This is a genomic window from Neorhizobium sp. T7_12 (genome assembly GCF_002968535.1).
Classification (GTDB): Bacteria; Pseudomonadota; Alphaproteobacteria; order Rhizobiales; family Rhizobiaceae; genus Neorhizobium; species Neorhizobium tomejilense.
In genome coordinates this window covers 1-15,147 of sequence record NZ_PVBK01000007.1, presented here as the reverse complement: position 1 = coordinate 15,147, position 15,147 = coordinate 1, and the positions used below count along the sequence as shown (strand labels likewise).

The following is a 15,147-nucleotide window of genomic DNA, read 5'->3' as shown; positions in this document are numbered from 1 at the left end:
CGGAGAGGGCGTTTTGGGGAGACGATCGGGTGAGATTCAGTTTGACGGCAAAGTAACGGAAAAGTGCCGTGAGGGGGATCAAAACTGATGATAGGTCGATCAATATCCGTGACCTTGTGAAAGATTGCGCGAAATACAGCGGATCAAAATCACGCTTTATTTTAGCCAAAGTTTCAACAATCGTTTAGCATTGCGTGCAATTATCCCCGCGGCGACGGGTGTGTGTGCCAGTTCGAGGGAGTGCTGCGAAGCTCCCGACACCAATTTGAAGAGCCGGTTCAGGAAGCAACATGCGAACAGATACGGGCCAGATCGTTCATCTGGCAGATTACCGCCCCACCGACTTCGTCCTGGAACGCGTCGATCTGACCTTCGAGCTCGACCCAACCAACACCAAGGTTGATGCGCGGCTGATCTTCCACCGGCGCCAAGGTGTCGACCCTTCGGCGCCGCTGGTGCTGGATGGCGACGAACTGACGCTGTCCGGACTGCTGCTCGACCAGAACGAAGTGCCCGCGGCGCAATACGATGCGACGCCGGAGAGCCTGACGATCCGCGACCTGCCGGCCGACGCTCCCTTCGAAATCACCGTCACCACCTTCATCAATCCGGAAGCCAACACCCAGCTGATGGGCCTCTATCGGACCAACGGCATCTACTGCACCCAATGCGAGGCGGAAGGCTTCCGCCGCATCACCTATTTCCCGGACCGGCCGGACGTGCTGGCGCCCTATACGATCACCATCATCGGCGACAAGGCCGCCAATCCGGTCATGCTGTCGAACGGCAATTTCCTCGGCGGCGCCGGTTACGACGAGGGCCGCGCGTTTGCCGCCTGGTTCGACCCGCATCCGAAGCCTAGCTATCTCTTCGCGCTGGTCGCCGGCGATCTCGGGGTTGTCGAGGACACGTTCGTCACCATGTCCGAGCGCGAGGTGACGCTGAAGATTTATGTGGAGCATGGCAAGGAGGCACGCGCGGCTTATGCCATGGACGCGCTGAAGCGCTCGATGAAGTGGGACGAGGAGCGGTTCGGCCGCGAATACGACCTCGACATCTTCATGATCGTCGCCGTGTCGGACTTCAACATGGGGGCCATGGAGAACAAGGGCCTCAACGTCTTCAACGACAAATACGTTCTCGCCGACCCGGAAACCGCGACCGACCAGGACTACGCCAATATCGAGGCGATCATCGCCCACGAATATTTCCACAACTGGACCGGCAACCGCATCACCTGCCGCGACTGGTTCCAGCTCTGCCTCAAGGAAGGCCTGACGGTCTATCGCGACCACGAGTTTTCCGCCGACCAGCGTTCGCGCGCGGTGAAGCGCATCGCCGAGGTGCGGCACCTGAAATCGGAGCAGTTCCCGGAAGATGCCGGTCCGCTCGCGCATCCGGTCCGCCCGACCAAATACCGCGAGATCAACAACTTCTACACGACCACCGTCTACGAAAAGGGCTCGGAAGTCACCCGCATGATCGCCACGCTTCTCGGCCGTGACGACTTCAAGGCGGGCATGGACCTCTATTTCGAGCGCCATGACGGACAGGCCGCGACGGTCGAGGATTTCGTCAAGTCTTTCGCGGATGCGAGCGGCCGCGACCTCACGCAGTTCTCACTCTGGTATCACCAGGCCGGCACGCCTCTGGTCACGGTGTCGAGCGACTACGACCAGGCAAGCGGCACATTCAAGCTGTCGCTCGAGCAGATGATCCCGGCGACCCCCGGCCAGACGGCCAAGGAGCCGATGCACATCCCGCTCTCCTTCGCGCTCATCCTCGACAACGGCTCGGCGGCAGTGCCGACCAAGGTCGCGGGCGGCGAAGTCACCGGCGACGTGCTGCATTTGACCGAACGCCGGCAGACCTTCACCTTCTCGGGGATTTCCTCCCGTCCCGTCCTGTCACTCAACCGTTCGTTCTCGGCACCGATCAACCTGCATCTCGACCAGACGCCGGCCGATCTTGCCCATATCGCCCGCCACGACACCGACCTCTTCGCCCGCTGGCAGGCGCTGACCGATCTTGCCCTGCCGAACCTGATGCAGGCGGCGCGCAACGCGCGGGACGGCAAAAAAATCACCTGCGACCCAGCTTTCGTCGCAGCACTTCTCGAAGCCGCCGGCGACGAGACGCTGGAGCCCGCCTTCCGCGCCCAGGCGCTCACGCTGCCGAGCGAGGCAGACATTGCCCGCGAACTCGGCGGCAACAATGACCCGGATGCGATCCATGCCGGCCGCAACGCGATTCTTTCGGAAATTGCCAAGGCCGGCACCAGAACCTTCCTGCGCCTGTTCGAGGACATGAAGGTCAAGGGCGCCTTTACGCCGGATGCGGCAAGTGCCGGCAAGCGCTCGCTGCGCAATACCGCGCTGTCCTACCTGACCTATGCGGAAGGGACGCCGGCCCGCGCGGCCGCAGCCTTCGCGTCTGCCGACAACATGACCGATCTCGCCCAGGCACTGGCGGTGCTCGCCCATCGCTTCCCGGACGCGCCGGAAACGACAGACGCGCTCGCCACGTTCCTCGCGCGCTTCGACGGCAACGCTCTTGTCGTCGATAAGTGGTTCTCGGCCCAGGCGACCATTCCGGGTGCCGGCGCGCTTGCCCGCGTCAGGGCGCTGATGGAAAACCCGCGCTTCATCGCCACCAACCCAAACCGGGTGCGGTCGCTGATCGGCACGTTCGCCTTCGGCAATCCGACCGGCTTCAACCGCGCCGACGGCGAAGGTTACCGGTTCCTGGCCGAGCAGATCCTGGCGATCGATCCGCGCAATCCGCAGCTCGCGGCCCGGATCCTGACCTCGATGCGCTCATGGCGATCGCTGGAACCGCAGCGCGCCGACCATGCCCGCGCGGCGTTGACCACGATCGAACAGGCTGCAACGCTTTCGACCGACGTGCGAGACATCGTCGAGCGGATGCTGAAAAGCTGAACCTAAGGCGCCGGCTTCAAGCGCCGGCGCATTTTTCCAGGAAGCGGGAAACCAGCGAGCGGCAATAGTCGGTCGTCAGCTCGCGATCGCCGAACAGGATGTGGTAGATGATCGGCGCGACGACGACGTCGATTGCTTCGCCTACGTCGAAGCCCGTCTCGCCCCTGCTCAAGGCGCGCTCGCGCAACGTCTCCAGGTGATCGTAGGTAAACTGGCAGCAGCGGCCCGCCGCGGCGCCTTCCATGCTGCCGAGCACGTCCGCCAGCATCGAACGTCCGACCTTCGACGACATCTCCTCCGCATATTGAAGAATGAAGGTTTCGAGGTCGGACCCCATCGCGCCGGTATCTTCCGGGTCGGCGACCGGCCGCATGCGCGCGACCGCGACATCCGCCAGGAGTTCCGACAGATCGCCCCAGCGGCGATAGATGGTCGACGGCGTCACGCCGGATTTTTCGGCGATCATCGGCACGGTGATCGCGCCGCGATCCATGGTCTTCAGCATATCCCGTACCGTGCGGTGCACCTCCGACTGTATGCGGGCACTGCGCCCACCCTGGCGCACCATTTCCCTGGCCAATTTGTTCTCCTTGCCGGCACGTGCCGGAGATATGAAATTCCTTAACGCAAAGATATTGCATTAATCCGGCAATGCAACTACATGCGGCTAACGCTAAGAATTTGCGTTAAGGTGAACCGCCATGAGCAGCATCCTCCCCTCGCCCAATTCCCCGTCCGCTTTCCGGATGACGGTCTACAGTTTCATATTCGCGATGCTCATCTCCGCTACCAGCAGCGCACCGACGCCGCTCTACCATCTCTACCAGGAGCTTTTTCATCTCTCGCCGGCGATGATCACCCTGATCTTCGGTTCCTATTCCTTCGCGCTGCTCGCAGCGCTTCTGACCGTCGGCGGGCTTTCGGACTATCTCGGGCGCCGCCCGCTGATCCTGCTGGCACTGATCTTCAACGCCGCGGCGCTGATCGTCTTCATGCTGGCTGAATCGGGCACGATGCTGCTCGTCGGCCGTATCGTCCAGGGTTTCGCGACCGGCATCGCCTTCCCGACCTTCGGGGCGACGATCCTCGATACCGACAAGCGCAGAGGGCCGACGCTCAACAGCATCACCGCCTTTCTCGGCCTGATGGTCGGCACGCTTGCCGGCGGCACGCTCGTCGCCTTCGCACCCGCGCCGACGCACCTCATCTACGCACTTCTTTTCATCGTGACGGTGGCCGGCATCATCGCGCTTGCCTTCATGCCGGAGACCATCACCGGACGGCCGGGCGCGCTCGCCGCCATGCGCCCGCATATCAGCGTACCGCGGCGGGCCCGCGCGACGCTTCTGAAGGTCACGCCGGTCAATATCGCCGGCTGGGCGCTCGCGGGCTTCTATCTGTCACTGATGCCGACGTTAGTCGCCGTTGCGACCGGCGTCACCTCGCCCTTCGTCGGTGGCACGGTCGTCGCCACGCTGATGCTCAGCGCCACCGCCTCGGTCTTCATCTTCCGCACATGGGCGCCACAGCGGGTTCTCTTCACCGGCGGGGCCACGCTGATAATCGGCGTCCTGATCACGCTCTCCGGCGTATACCTTGAGGCCGTCGGGCTTCTCTTCCTCGGCACGGCGGCCGCCGGTCTCGGCTTCGGATCGATCTTCTCGAATATTCTGAAGGTCGTCCTGCCGCTTGCCGAAAGCCACGAACGCGCCGGCCTGTTCGCAGCCTTCCTGGTCGAGAGCTACCTCGCGTTCTCGATCCCCGCGATAGCCGCAGGACTGATCGCCCCTACACTCGGCCTCTCCAATGCCGCGTATGTTTATGGCGGTGCAATCATCACGCTGGCGGTGATTTCGATCGCGGCCACACGCACCAACCTTTCCGAAAGCCCGGCCGTCTCCTGAGATGGCCGGTTTGCCGCCCTCGCGGGACTCTTCCGATTCGCAATTGAATCAAATCGTTAAAAAAATCTTAGCAAGCCTCTGGACACGAAGAATCACTAATGATTCATTAAGGCAGATTCGGGCGAGCGGCGCGCCGAATCACCATGAGGGATACCATGAAAACCATGTCGGACGTGCAGCGGGCAACCGCGGCCGAGGGGCGGCTGCGTCTAAAATTTCCAAGCTTTGGAAGTTTGCGGCGGATCATCCCGGATGAGGCCCGACTCTCCGTCAAGCCCATCGCGCGGCAGATGCCGCGGGTGGAACTCGTTCTCAAGCGTTCGATCCCTCTTCTTATCATCGCATTCCTCACCGTCGTTGCCGCGTCGCGCATTCTCGGCATCGTTTCCGAATACACGCGGATGGAAGATGCCGCACGGCAGGCAACCGCGCTGATGGCAGCCACCGCGAGTGCTGCCTTCTCGGGCGACGCAACGGCACTCATCGGTCGAGACCGCGCCGCCGCGGAAAAACGCCTTGGGACCTTTCTGCCACAGGAACGCATGGAGGCCGAGGCCTTCTTCCTCTTCGTCGACGAAACCGGCCGGATCTTCGGCGGGACCAAGCACGCCGCCAGCTATGTCGGCCGGCGCCTGACCTCCGTCCTGCCGGAAACTGCAGCACTGCGGCGGTTCGGCGACGAGAGCGGCGTGATCGAGACCTATTTCGGCGAAGTTCCGCACTATGCGGCGATCGAGATGGTCGGCAGCGAAGGCGCGCTGATCGTGGCGGCCTACTCGCTGGAGAGCATCAATCTTGCGTGGCGTCACGACGTGTCCCTCAACGTCACGCTCTTCACCGGCATTTCGGCGATCCTGCTGGTCATCCTCTATGCTTACTACATGCAGGTGAAACGCGCCCGCGAGGCCGACGAAACCTTCGTCGAATCCAATCTCCGCATCGAGACGGCGCTGTCGCGCGGCCGTTGCGGGCTGTGGGATTTCGACGTCAGCAATCGGCGCCTGTTCTGGTCGGGATCGATGTATGAAATGCTCGGCCTGCCGCCTGCCGGCAACGTGATCTCGTTTACCGACGCCGCACGGATGATGCATCCGACCGACGGCAATATTTATGCGCTCGCCCGCGCCATCAGCCGCGGCAATGCCAAGCAGGTCGACCAGGTCTTTCGCATGCGCCATGCGGCTGGCCATTACGTCTGGATGCGCGCCCGCGCCCAGCTGGTGAAGACCAGCCAGGGGCGTACCCATGTCATCGGCATCGCCATGGACGTCACGGAGCAGCACCGCCTTGCCCAGCGTTATGCGGAAGCCGACCAGCGTCTTGCGGACGCGATCGAATGCACCTCCGAAGCCTTCGTGCTCTGGGACAAGAACGACCGCCTGGTGATGTGCAACACCCATTTCCAGCAGGCTTACGGCCTACCCGACAGCGTGCTGGTGCCCGGCACCGAGCGTCATGCCGTCAACGCCGCCGCCGCGCGCCCGGTCATCGAGCGCCGCGTCGCCGATCCGGACGGCAGCGGCCTTTCCCGCACCACGGAAGTGCAGCTCGCCGATGAGCGCTGGCTGCAGATCAACGAGCGCCGCACCCGTGACGGCGGCCTGGTCTCGGTCGGCACAGACATCACGCTGCTGAAGCGCCACCAGGAACGGCTGCGCGACAGCGAGCGCCGGCTGATGGCGACGATCGGCGATCTTTCCTCCTCGCAGAAGAAGCTGGAGCGCCAGAAGTCCGAGCTTTCGATCGCCAACGCCAATTATCAGGCGGAAAAGGACCGTGCGGAGGCCGCCAACAAGGCCAAGTCGGAATTCCTCGCCAACATGTCGCATGAACTCAGGACCCCGCTCAACGCGATCCTCGGCTTCTCGGAAATCCTGACGAACGGTATGTTCGGACCGCTCGGCTCGCCGAAATATTCGGAATATTCGAAGGACATCCACGACAGCGGCAAACATCTCCTCAACGTCATCAACGACATCCTCGACATGTCGAAGATCGAGGCAGGCCACATGCGCATCCAGTGCGAGGCGGTCGACCTGAAGCCGCTGATCGAGGAAAGCCTGCGCCTTACCTCGATCTCGGCCCAGGACAAGCAGATCGCCATCCATCAGCGCCTGTGCGACAGCCTCCACATGGTGGCCGATCGCCGCGCACTGAAGCAGGTGATGCTCAACATACTCTCCAACGCGGTCAAGTTCACCAACCACGGCGGCAGGATCGAACTGCGTGCCCGCAAGATGGAAAAAGGGGTGCTGCTGACGATCGCCGACACCGGCATCGGCATTCCGATGGATGCGCTCAACAAGATCGGCCAGCCGTTCGAGCAGGTGCAGAGCCAGTATGCCAAGAGCAAGGGCGGCTCGGGACTGGGACTTGCCATTTCCCGCTCGCTGATCGGCCTGCACGGCGGAAAGATGCGTATCCGCTCACGGGTCGGCGAAGGCACGGTCGTCTCGCTGCTGATCCCTGACCAGCCGATGCTGGTCGGTCGCAAGCGGGTGGCGTGAGATCGACCGCGAAACCGGATGAGGGGCGGAGGCGCCCTCACTTCCGGATAACCGACTGGAATATTCCCCGCACCGCCTTCGACAGCCGCTTTACCTCGCCCTCCAGCGTGCGGATATCCGGGCAATCCCCTGCCCGGCAGACGCGCTCGACGAGCCCTGCGGGCGCGTCGCCCGGATCGAACGGTCCGTCGACGCAGAGCCTAACGATCTGCGAAAGCTCGGTGAAAAGCCGTAGCGCCTCGACGCAGATATCAAGATCGGCCGGCTTCATCAGCTTTTCGCCGAGCGCCTTCAGGGCTTCTTCCGTGCTGAATCCGTAGGTATCGGGCGCAACGCCTTTGGCCGGCGCTATCAGCCGCAGATACTGGGCGATGAACTCGATATCGATCAGGCCACCGGGGACCAGCTTGAAATCCCAGATATCGCGCGGCGGCTTCTCCTTCTCGATCAGCTCGCGCATCTCGGCCACGTCCTTGGCGATCTTGGCGATATCCGGCTTGGTCGACAGCACTTCGCGGATCAGGGCCTTTGCTTCGTCGACGAGGCTTTCTTCGCCGCAGATCAGCCGGGCGCGGGTGAGCGCCATGTGTTCCCAGGTCCAGGCCTCCTGGCGCTGGTATTTGCCGAATGCGTTGATGCGGGTGGCGACCGGCCCCTTGTTGCCCGACGGCCTCAAGCGCAGATCGACCTCGAAGATCACTCCCTCGGCCATCGGCGCCGAAAGCGCTGCGACCAGCCGCTGCGTCAGGCGGGTAAAATAGCGGCTGGAATCGAGCGGCTTGTCGCCTTCGCTTTCCATCGCCTCGTTATCGTAGTCGTAGAGAAGGATGAGATCCACGTCGGAACCGGCAGTCAGTTCGAAACTGCCGAGCTTGCCCATGCCCATGACGGCGACGCGGCCGCCCGGATAAAGGCCATGGGCGCTGCGGATCTCCGCCGTCACCGCCTTCAGAGCGGCGTCGATCAGGAGGTCGGCGAGATGGGTGAAGGCACGTGCCGCCTGAGCACCCGAGATCGCGCCCGTCAGCAGCCGGATGCCGATCAGGAAACGCTGCTCGGCCGCAAAGATGCGCAGCCGGTCAAGCTTTTCCTCGTAGTGCCGGCCGGCGGTCAGGAATGCCGCCAGGCGATAGGAAAGATAGTCTCGGGTCGGCAATTCGGCCATCAGGCCGGGATCCAGCATGCCATCAAAGACATGCGGCTTGGAGGCGATGATATCGGCAAGCCGCGGCGCCGAGGACATGATCGTGACGATCAGCGCCAGCAGCGGTGGGTTGTTGCCGATCAGCGAGAAGAGCTGGATGCCGGCCGGCAGCCCCCTCAGAAAACTGTCGAACCGCAGCAGCGCCTCGTCGGCACGTTTGCTATCGCCGAATGCCATCAGCAGCGCCGGCATCAGCTCGGTCAGCCGCTCGCGCGCCTCTGCCGATTGGGTGGCGCGGTAGCGGCCATAATGCCAGGTGCGGATGACGCGGGAAATGTCGGCCGGGCGCTCGAAGCCGAGCGAGGCGAGCGTCTTCAGCGTGCCCGGATCGTCCTGCTGGCCGGTGAAGACGAGATTGCCGTCGCCGCCGGACAGTTTTGCCTCCTGTTCGAACAGCCGGGCATACCGTTTTTCGACGGTCTTCAGCACATATTCCAGCCTGGCGGAAAAGCTGGCGGTATCGGCAAAACCGAGCATGAAGGCGATGCGCTTCAGTTCGGGCTCGGTTTGCGGCAGGTTATGGGTCTGTTCGTCGTGGACCATCTGGATGCGGTGTTCGACATCGCGCAGGAACCAGTAGGCCTCGGTCAATTCGGCGGCGATGTCAGGCGCGATCCACCGCGCCTCGGCGAGCGCCTTCAGCGCCACTTCCGTCTCGCGCGCCCGCAGGGGCGGCATGCGGCCGCCGGCGATCAGCTGCTGGGTCTGGGCGAAGAACTCGATCTCGCGGATGCCGCCGCGGCCGAGCTTGACGTCGTGGCCCTTCACGGCGATCGCGCCGTGGCCCTTGTGCACGTGGATCTGCCGCTTGATCGAGTGGATGTCGGCGATCGCCGCATAATCGAGATATTTGCGAAACACGAAGGGGGTGAGCAGCCGCATGAAATTTTCGCCGGCGGCGATATCGCCTGCGATCGGCCGCGCCTTGATGAAAGCCGCCCGCTCCCAATTCTGGCCGCGGCCCTCGTAGTAGATCAGCGCCGCATCGAGCGAGACGGCGAGCGGCGTCGAGCCGGGATCCGGGCGCAGGCGCAGGTCGGTGCGGAACACGTAGCCGTCTGCCGTGCGTTCCTGCAGGATGCGGATCAGCCGCCGCATCATCCGGCCGTAGACTTCCGACCCGTCGAGCGGATCGGCAAGGATGCCCGTTTCAGGGTCGAAGAAGACGACGATATCGATGTCGGAGGAATAGTTGAGCTCGCGGCCGCCGAGCTTGCCCATGCCGAGCACGATGAGGCCCGAGCCCCTGCTCGGTTCTTCGAGATCGGCGAGCTTCAGTTTGCCGCTCTCGTGACCGGCGACCAGTAGGTGATCGATCGCCGCCGCGACGGAGGCTTCGGCAAACAGGCTCAGCCAGCGCGTCGTGTCCCTGGCGGAAAAGATACGGGCCAGATCGGCGAGCGCGACAAGGAAGCTCAAGGCCCGCTTGCCGGCGCGCAACGCGGTCATCACCTCGTTTTCGGAGGGCGCCTTGCCGTCCATCTTCTGCCAGGCCCGGCGGGCCGTATCCACCAGACGCTCCAGCGTCGGCTCAAGCGGCTCGGTGATTGCGATCGTCAAAAGCCTTGGCGTGATGACCGCGGTATCGCGCAGGTAAGGCGAGAGGGTGAAGGCAGCGACGATGAAATCCTTGAGCGCGCTATCCTTGCCAAGCAGTTCCGCGACGGAAGGCTCGGACTTGCCGATATCCTTCAAGGCCGCCATCGCCGCCTTGGTTTCCGTCTGGTTCAGCGGGCGGATCACCTCCGCCTTCACCGTATCGAGCCGATTTCCGGTCTCCGACACTGGCACCTCCCGTGATTCTTCCCTGGCGAAACTTAGGGCTTCGGCACGGGAAAGACCATGGTGACCGTCAGGCCGGGCGCTGCGGCATTCGTCTCGTCGGTGGCGAAGAATTCCAGCGACCCGCCGTGCAGCTCCATCACCGCTTCGACCAGCGAGAGGCCAAGGCCGGTGCCAGGTTTGGAGCGGCTTTCGTCCAGGCGAAAGAACCGCTTGGTCACTTCGCCCCGTTTGTTGGCCGGGATGCCGGGGCCGTTGTCGCAGACGGAGAGCCTGAGCGTGCCGTCACTCCTGGCGAGCTTCACGCCGATCTTCGGCGTCTGGCTTCCTTCGGAAGCATATTTGATCGCATTGTCGAGGAGATTGAAGATCGCCTGGCCGATGAGCTCCCGGTTGCCAGTGACGACGAGACCCGGTTCGAGCTCGGTGGTGAGCGACAGACCCGCCTCCTCCGCCGCCGGCTCGTAGAGCTCGGCGCTGTCGGCGGAGATCGCCGACAGATCGACATCGGACATTTCCGCAGCAATCGAGCCCGCCTCGACGCGGGAGATCATCAGCAGCGCGTTGAAGGTGCGGATAAGCTGGTCCGATTCGGCGATGATGCCTTCGAGGGCCGTGCGGCGCACATCCGCACGATCCTCGCCCAGCGCATCGGCCGCCTTGTTGCGCAATCTCGTCAGCGGCGTCTTCAGGTCGTGGGCGATGTTGTCGGAAACCTGGCGCAGACCTTCGTTCAGCTTCTCGATGCGTCCGAGCATGGCGTTCAGCGAATCCGACAGCCGGTCGAATTCGTCGCCGGACTTGCCGACCGGCAGACGCTGCGAAAGATCGCCCGCCATGATCTTCTGGCTCGCCGCCGACATGCGGTCGATGCGTTTCAACGCGTTGCGGCCGATGCCGAACCAGATCACCAGCGCTCCGACGCCCATGATGGCCAATGCCACCATCAAAGCCCGGCGCACGATGCCGCGGAACCGGCTCGGGTCGCCGAGATCGCGGCCGACCAGCAGTCGCAGACCGTTGTCGAGGCGGATGACGTTGGCGGTCGCCAGATGCCGGCCGCGGCGGTCCACTTCCGTATAGGGTTCATAAGTGAAGGGAATGTCCGTCCAGCCCTGCTCGTCGAGCACGCCGGGCTGCACCGCGGCGACGTTGCCGGCGAGCATTTCGCCGTTTGGCCCCGCGATCACATAGAGGTTGGCGCCCGGCTGGCGGGCTCGCCGCTCCATGATCCGCAGGAGCAGGCTGACGCCCCCCCGTTCATAGGCGCGCTGTATCTCCTGCACTTCCTCCTGCAGCGACTGGCGCGTCTGCTGCGCCAGCAGCCGTTCGGACATCGCCGTCACGTAAATGACCAGGAAGGCCGCACACAAGGCGAAGAGCAGGATATAGAGCGCCGACAGCCGCACGGCCGTCGAGCGGAACATCAGGCGGGCGCGTGCCAGCAACTCGGCTTACCCCTCGTCCTTGATCATGTAACCGGCACCGCGGATCGTCTTCAGAAGCGGCTTTTCGAAATCCTTCTCGATCTTCGACCTCAGCCGCGAGACATGCACGTCGATGACATTGGTCTGGGGATCGAAGTGATAGTCCCAGACGTTTTCGAGCAGCATGGTGCGGGTCACCACCTGGCCGGCATTCTTCATCAGATATTCGAGCAGGCGAAACTCGCGCGGCTGCAGCAGCACTTCCTTGCCGGCGCGCTTCACTTCGTGCGACAGCCGATCAAGCTCCAGATCACCGACCCGGTAGACCATGTCCTGTTCCGGCGTCCCCTTGCGGCGACCGAGCACTTCGACGCGGGCGAGAAGCTCGGAGAATGCATACGGCTTCGGCAGGTAGTCGTCGCCACCGGCGCGCAGGCCGGTCACGCGGTCGTCCACCTGGCCGAGCGCCGAAAGGATCAGCACGGGCGCATTGACGCCGCGCTTTCTCAGTTCGCTGATGACGGACAGCCCGTCGCGGCGCGGCAGCATGCGGTCGATGACCATCACGTCGTAGGAATTCTCGGTTCCCATGAACAGGCCGCTCTCGCCGTCGCTTGCATGGTCGACCACTATCCCGGCCTCACGAAAGGCCTTGGTCATGTAGGCTGCCGCCTCCAAGTCGTCTTCTATCACCAGAATCTTCATGTGCGGGACAATAGCGTCCGCGCCTGTCTTTGCACTACGGGAATCTGCGGTGCCGGCAGAATATCGGGTATCCGTCTCCATCACTCGCTCCATGGAAAGAAGAAGGGCGCCGACCGTTGCCGGCGGCGCCCCTGACCTTGCGACCTATTTGAGAAATCAGCCTTCGTTGATCGGCAGGGCGACGAAGCGGCTGGTATTGTTTTCACCAGCCACCTGGAACAGCGCGCGGGTGCGGCCATCCTTGCGGGCCTGGTCGAGAACCTTGCCGACATCGGCGGCGCTGGTGACCTTGCGGTTGTTGACCGAGACGATCTTTTCCCCGGTCTTCAGGCCGCGGGCAGCGGCTTCGCTATCCGGATCGACGTCGGTGACCGAGAGACCGGAACCATCTTCCGCCGGAGCGACGGTGATGCCAAGGCTGGCAAGCGCCTTGTCGCTGGATGGCGCCGGGGCGTCGGGCTGCTTCGGCGTGGCCGCGGCGGCTTCGTCGCTCTGGAGATTGCCGAGCGTGACCGGGATCTTCTGCGCCTTGCCATCGCGCCACAGGTCGACATCGACCTTGGTGTTGGGGCCGAAGGCGGCGACGCGCTTGGCGAGATCACGGGCATCCTTGATCGGCTGGCCGTTGACGGCGGTGATGACGTCGCCTTCCTTGATGCCGGCCTTCTGGCCCGGAGAGCCTTCCTGCGGAGCGACGACGAGAGCGCCGGACGCTTCCTTCAGGCCGAGCGAATCGGCGATGTCCTGGGTGACCGGCTGGATCTGCACGCCGAGCCAGCCGCGATCCACCTTGCCGTCCTTCATCAGGTCGGCAACGACGTCCTTGGCGGTGGAAGACGGGATCGCAAACGCGATGCCGACATTGCCGCCCGACGGCGAGAAGATCGCGGTGTTGATGCCGACCACTTCGCCGGAGAGGTTGAAGGTCGGGCCGCCGGAATTGCCGCGATTCACGGCCGCATCCACCTGGATATAATCGTCATAGGGACCGGAGCCGATGTCTCGGCCGCGGGCCGAAACGATGCCTGCGGTGACCGTACCGCCAAGGCCGAACGGGTTGCCCACGGCAACCACCCAGTCGCCGACACGGACCTTCGAGTCGTCCGCAAAGTTGACATAGGTGAACTTGCGGCTGGTGGCGTCGACCTTGAGCACGGCGAGATCGGTACGGCTGTCCTTGCCGACCAGCTTGGCTTCGAGTTCCGTGCCATCGTTCAAAACGACCGTGTAGGCGGAACCGTCCGAAACGACGTGGTTGTTGGTGACGACATAACCGTCTTCGGAGATGAAGAACCCGGAGCCCTGTGCCGCCGGGCGCAGGCGGTGAGGACGGTTGCCGTCCTGGCCCCGCGGGCCGTTGCGGTCGGCGCGATCCTGGTTGCGGTTGTTGCGGTCGCCCGGAGCACCGGGAGCGCCCGGCACCTGGCCGCCGAATTCACGGAAGAACCGCTTCAGCGGATGGTCATCGGGAAGCTGGTCGAAGCCGCGGCCGCCGAAACTGAACGAACTGGTGTCATCGGAAACGGGCTGGGCGTCGGACTGGACGCGCACGGAAACGACGGCAGGCGAAACGGCCGAAACGACATCGGCAAAGCTCGGGGCCTGCGGTGCGGTGACGCTGACCGGAGCAGCAAGGGACTGCGTGACCTGAGCCGGGATGCCGCTCGAGAGCATGACCGCGGCAAGACCAACAACCGTGGTGGTCTTCAAGACGGTCTTCAGAGAGGGACGTCCGATATTGCGCATGTTTTAAGCTACCTTCTTCTCTTCAGTCATTTTGGCCGGAGGTCAGCCAGGCGGTGGATGACAAGAGATATAGGCGCTCGCAGGTTAACTGCAGGTGGCGGACGAATGAAATATTGGTAATGTTTGCGGCGGTCTGTTTGCGCCGCCTATTTTTTCAAAAGCTCTTCTATGCGAGCCTGTTCCTCGGCGGAGAGCGCCGCAACCGCGCGTTGGCTGGGACGCGTGCGGACAAAAACCAGGATCGCCACGCCACCGACCAGCAGCAGCAGGACCGGCGTCGCCCAGAGAATGATCGTCTTGGCGCTGAGCCGCGGCTTCAGGAGCACGAACTCGCCGTAGCGGGACACGACATAGTCGATCACCTGATCGTCCGTGTCACCGTTCGCCAGTCGCTCGCGCACAAGCACGCGCAGGTCGCGGGCAAGCTCCGCATTGGAGTCGTCGATTGACTGGTTCTGGCACACCATGCAGCGCAACTGCGCCGAAAGATTTCGGGCGCGCTGCTCGAGCACGGGGTTGGAGAGCACTTCGTCGGGGTTGACGGCAAAAGCCGGCAGGGGGGCGAGGAGAGCCAAGAGAAGTAGGAAGGATCGGAAAAGAGCGCCGGCGGACCGGCATCCTCCCCTCTTCTCCCCCACGGGGAGAAGGTGGCCCGAAGGGTCGGATGAGGGGGGCGTAGCCATCGATTCCCAATCATATAACTTGTGCCGTGAGGCCCCCTCATCGCCTCGCATACGCTCGGCACTTCTCCCCGCTGGGGAGAAGAGGGAGGTTGCCGCACCGGCCTGCTGAAACACGTTCACTCCGCCTTACCTCTTTTCATAGTGCCTACTGCGGTGCGAAGCTGCTTGGGCGCAGGTGATGCGGGTATGGTTGTCATTCTGGCTGTCCTTGATGGCTCCGGCTGCTGAGCCGCCCGCTTCACCGACCTGG

General features: G+C 63.4%; 9 protein-coding genes. 3 read left to right on the top strand and 6 right to left on the bottom strand.

What is annotated here, in order from left to right; translation table 11 throughout:
* Positions 1–290 precede the first annotated feature (290 nt).
* Entirely contained in the window at positions 291–2,939 is a 2,649-nt protein-coding gene (gene pepN / locus C5J26_RS16825) for an aminopeptidase N (protein WP_105402812.1), read from the top strand.
* A 16-nt stretch (positions 2,940–2,955) separates the two neighbouring features.
* Here pepN and C5J26_RS16820 read toward each other — a convergent pair whose 3' ends face one another.
* Positions 2,956–3,519, bottom strand: a complete 564-nt coding sequence (locus C5J26_RS16820) for a TetR/AcrR family transcriptional regulator (RefSeq protein ID WP_105402811.1) — start codon at positions 3,517–3,519, stop codon at positions 2,956–2,958.
* Between the two features lie 121 nt (positions 3,520–3,640).
* Here C5J26_RS16820 and C5J26_RS16815 point away from each other — a divergent pair, with 121 nt between their 5' ends.
* Entirely contained in the window at positions 3,641–4,843 is a 1,203-nt protein-coding gene (locus C5J26_RS16815; RefSeq protein WP_105402810.1) for an MFS transporter, read from the top strand.
* A 164-nt stretch (positions 4,844–5,007) separates the two neighbouring features.
* Positions 5,008–7,350, top strand: a complete 2,343-nt coding sequence (locus tag C5J26_RS16810) for a PAS domain-containing sensor histidine kinase (RefSeq protein ID WP_105402998.1) — start codon at positions 5,008–5,010, stop codon at positions 7,348–7,350.
* Between the two features lie 37 nt (positions 7,351–7,387).
* Here C5J26_RS16810 and C5J26_RS16805 read toward each other — a convergent pair whose 3' ends face one another.
* The 5 genes from C5J26_RS16805 to C5J26_RS16785 all read right to left on the bottom strand — a co-directional run bounded on the left by C5J26_RS16805 (position 7,388) and on the right by C5J26_RS16785 (position 14,789).
* The gene (locus C5J26_RS16805; RefSeq protein WP_105402809.1) at positions 7,388–10,339 is read right to left on the bottom strand and encodes a bifunctional [glutamine synthetase] adenylyltransferase/[glutamine synthetase]-adenylyl-L-tyrosine phosphorylase; all 2,952 of its coding nucleotides are present in this window, start codon (positions 10,337–10,339) and stop codon (positions 7,388–7,390) included.
* A gap of 32 nt (positions 10,340–10,371) precedes the next feature.
* Positions 10,372–11,763 (bottom strand): ATP-binding protein, encoded by a 1,392-nt coding sequence (locus tag C5J26_RS16800; RefSeq protein ID WP_172745894.1) that lies wholly within the window; start codon positions 11,761–11,763, stop codon positions 10,372–10,374.
* A 27-nt stretch (positions 11,764–11,790) separates the two neighbouring features.
* Positions 11,791–12,468, bottom strand: coding sequence for a response regulator transcription factor (locus C5J26_RS16795; protein ID WP_046628356.1), 678 nt, complete (start codon positions 12,466–12,468; stop codon positions 11,791–11,793).
* A 156-nt stretch (positions 12,469–12,624) separates the two neighbouring features.
* Entirely contained in the window at positions 12,625–14,214 is a 1,590-nt protein-coding gene (locus C5J26_RS16790; RefSeq protein ID WP_105402808.1) for a Do family serine endopeptidase, read from the bottom strand.
* 146 nt (positions 14,215–14,360) lie between these two features.
* Positions 14,361–14,789: a cytochrome c-type biogenesis protein gene (locus tag C5J26_RS16785; protein WP_206051195.1), complete on the bottom strand. Its 429-nt coding sequence runs from the start codon at positions 14,787–14,789 to the stop codon at positions 14,361–14,363.
* Between the last annotated feature and the right edge of the window lie 358 nt (positions 14,790–15,147).

Bases quoted from the DNA above. Each gene is read 5' to 3' on its own strand.
- pepN (WP_105402812.1), top strand. From the start codon at position 291: ATGCGAACAGATACGGGCCAGATCGTTCATCTGGCAGATTACCGCCCC.
- C5J26_RS16795 (WP_046628356.1), bottom strand. From the start codon at position 12,468: ATGAAGATTCTGGTGATAGAAGACGACTTGGAGGCGGCAGCCTACATG.
- C5J26_RS16790 (WP_105402808.1), bottom strand. From the start codon at position 14,214: ATGCGCAATATCGGACGTCCCTCTCTGAAGACCGTCTTGAAGACCACC.
- C5J26_RS16800 (WP_172745894.1), bottom strand. From the start codon at position 11,763: ATGTTCCGCTCGACGGCCGTGCGGCTGTCGGCGCTCTATATCCTGCTC.
- C5J26_RS16810 (WP_105402998.1), top strand. From the start codon at position 5,008: ATGTCGGACGTGCAGCGGGCAACCGCGGCCGAGGGGCGGCTGCGTCTA.
- C5J26_RS16815 (WP_105402810.1), top strand. From the start codon at position 3,641: ATGAGCAGCATCCTCCCCTCGCCCAATTCCCCGTCCGCTTTCCGGATG.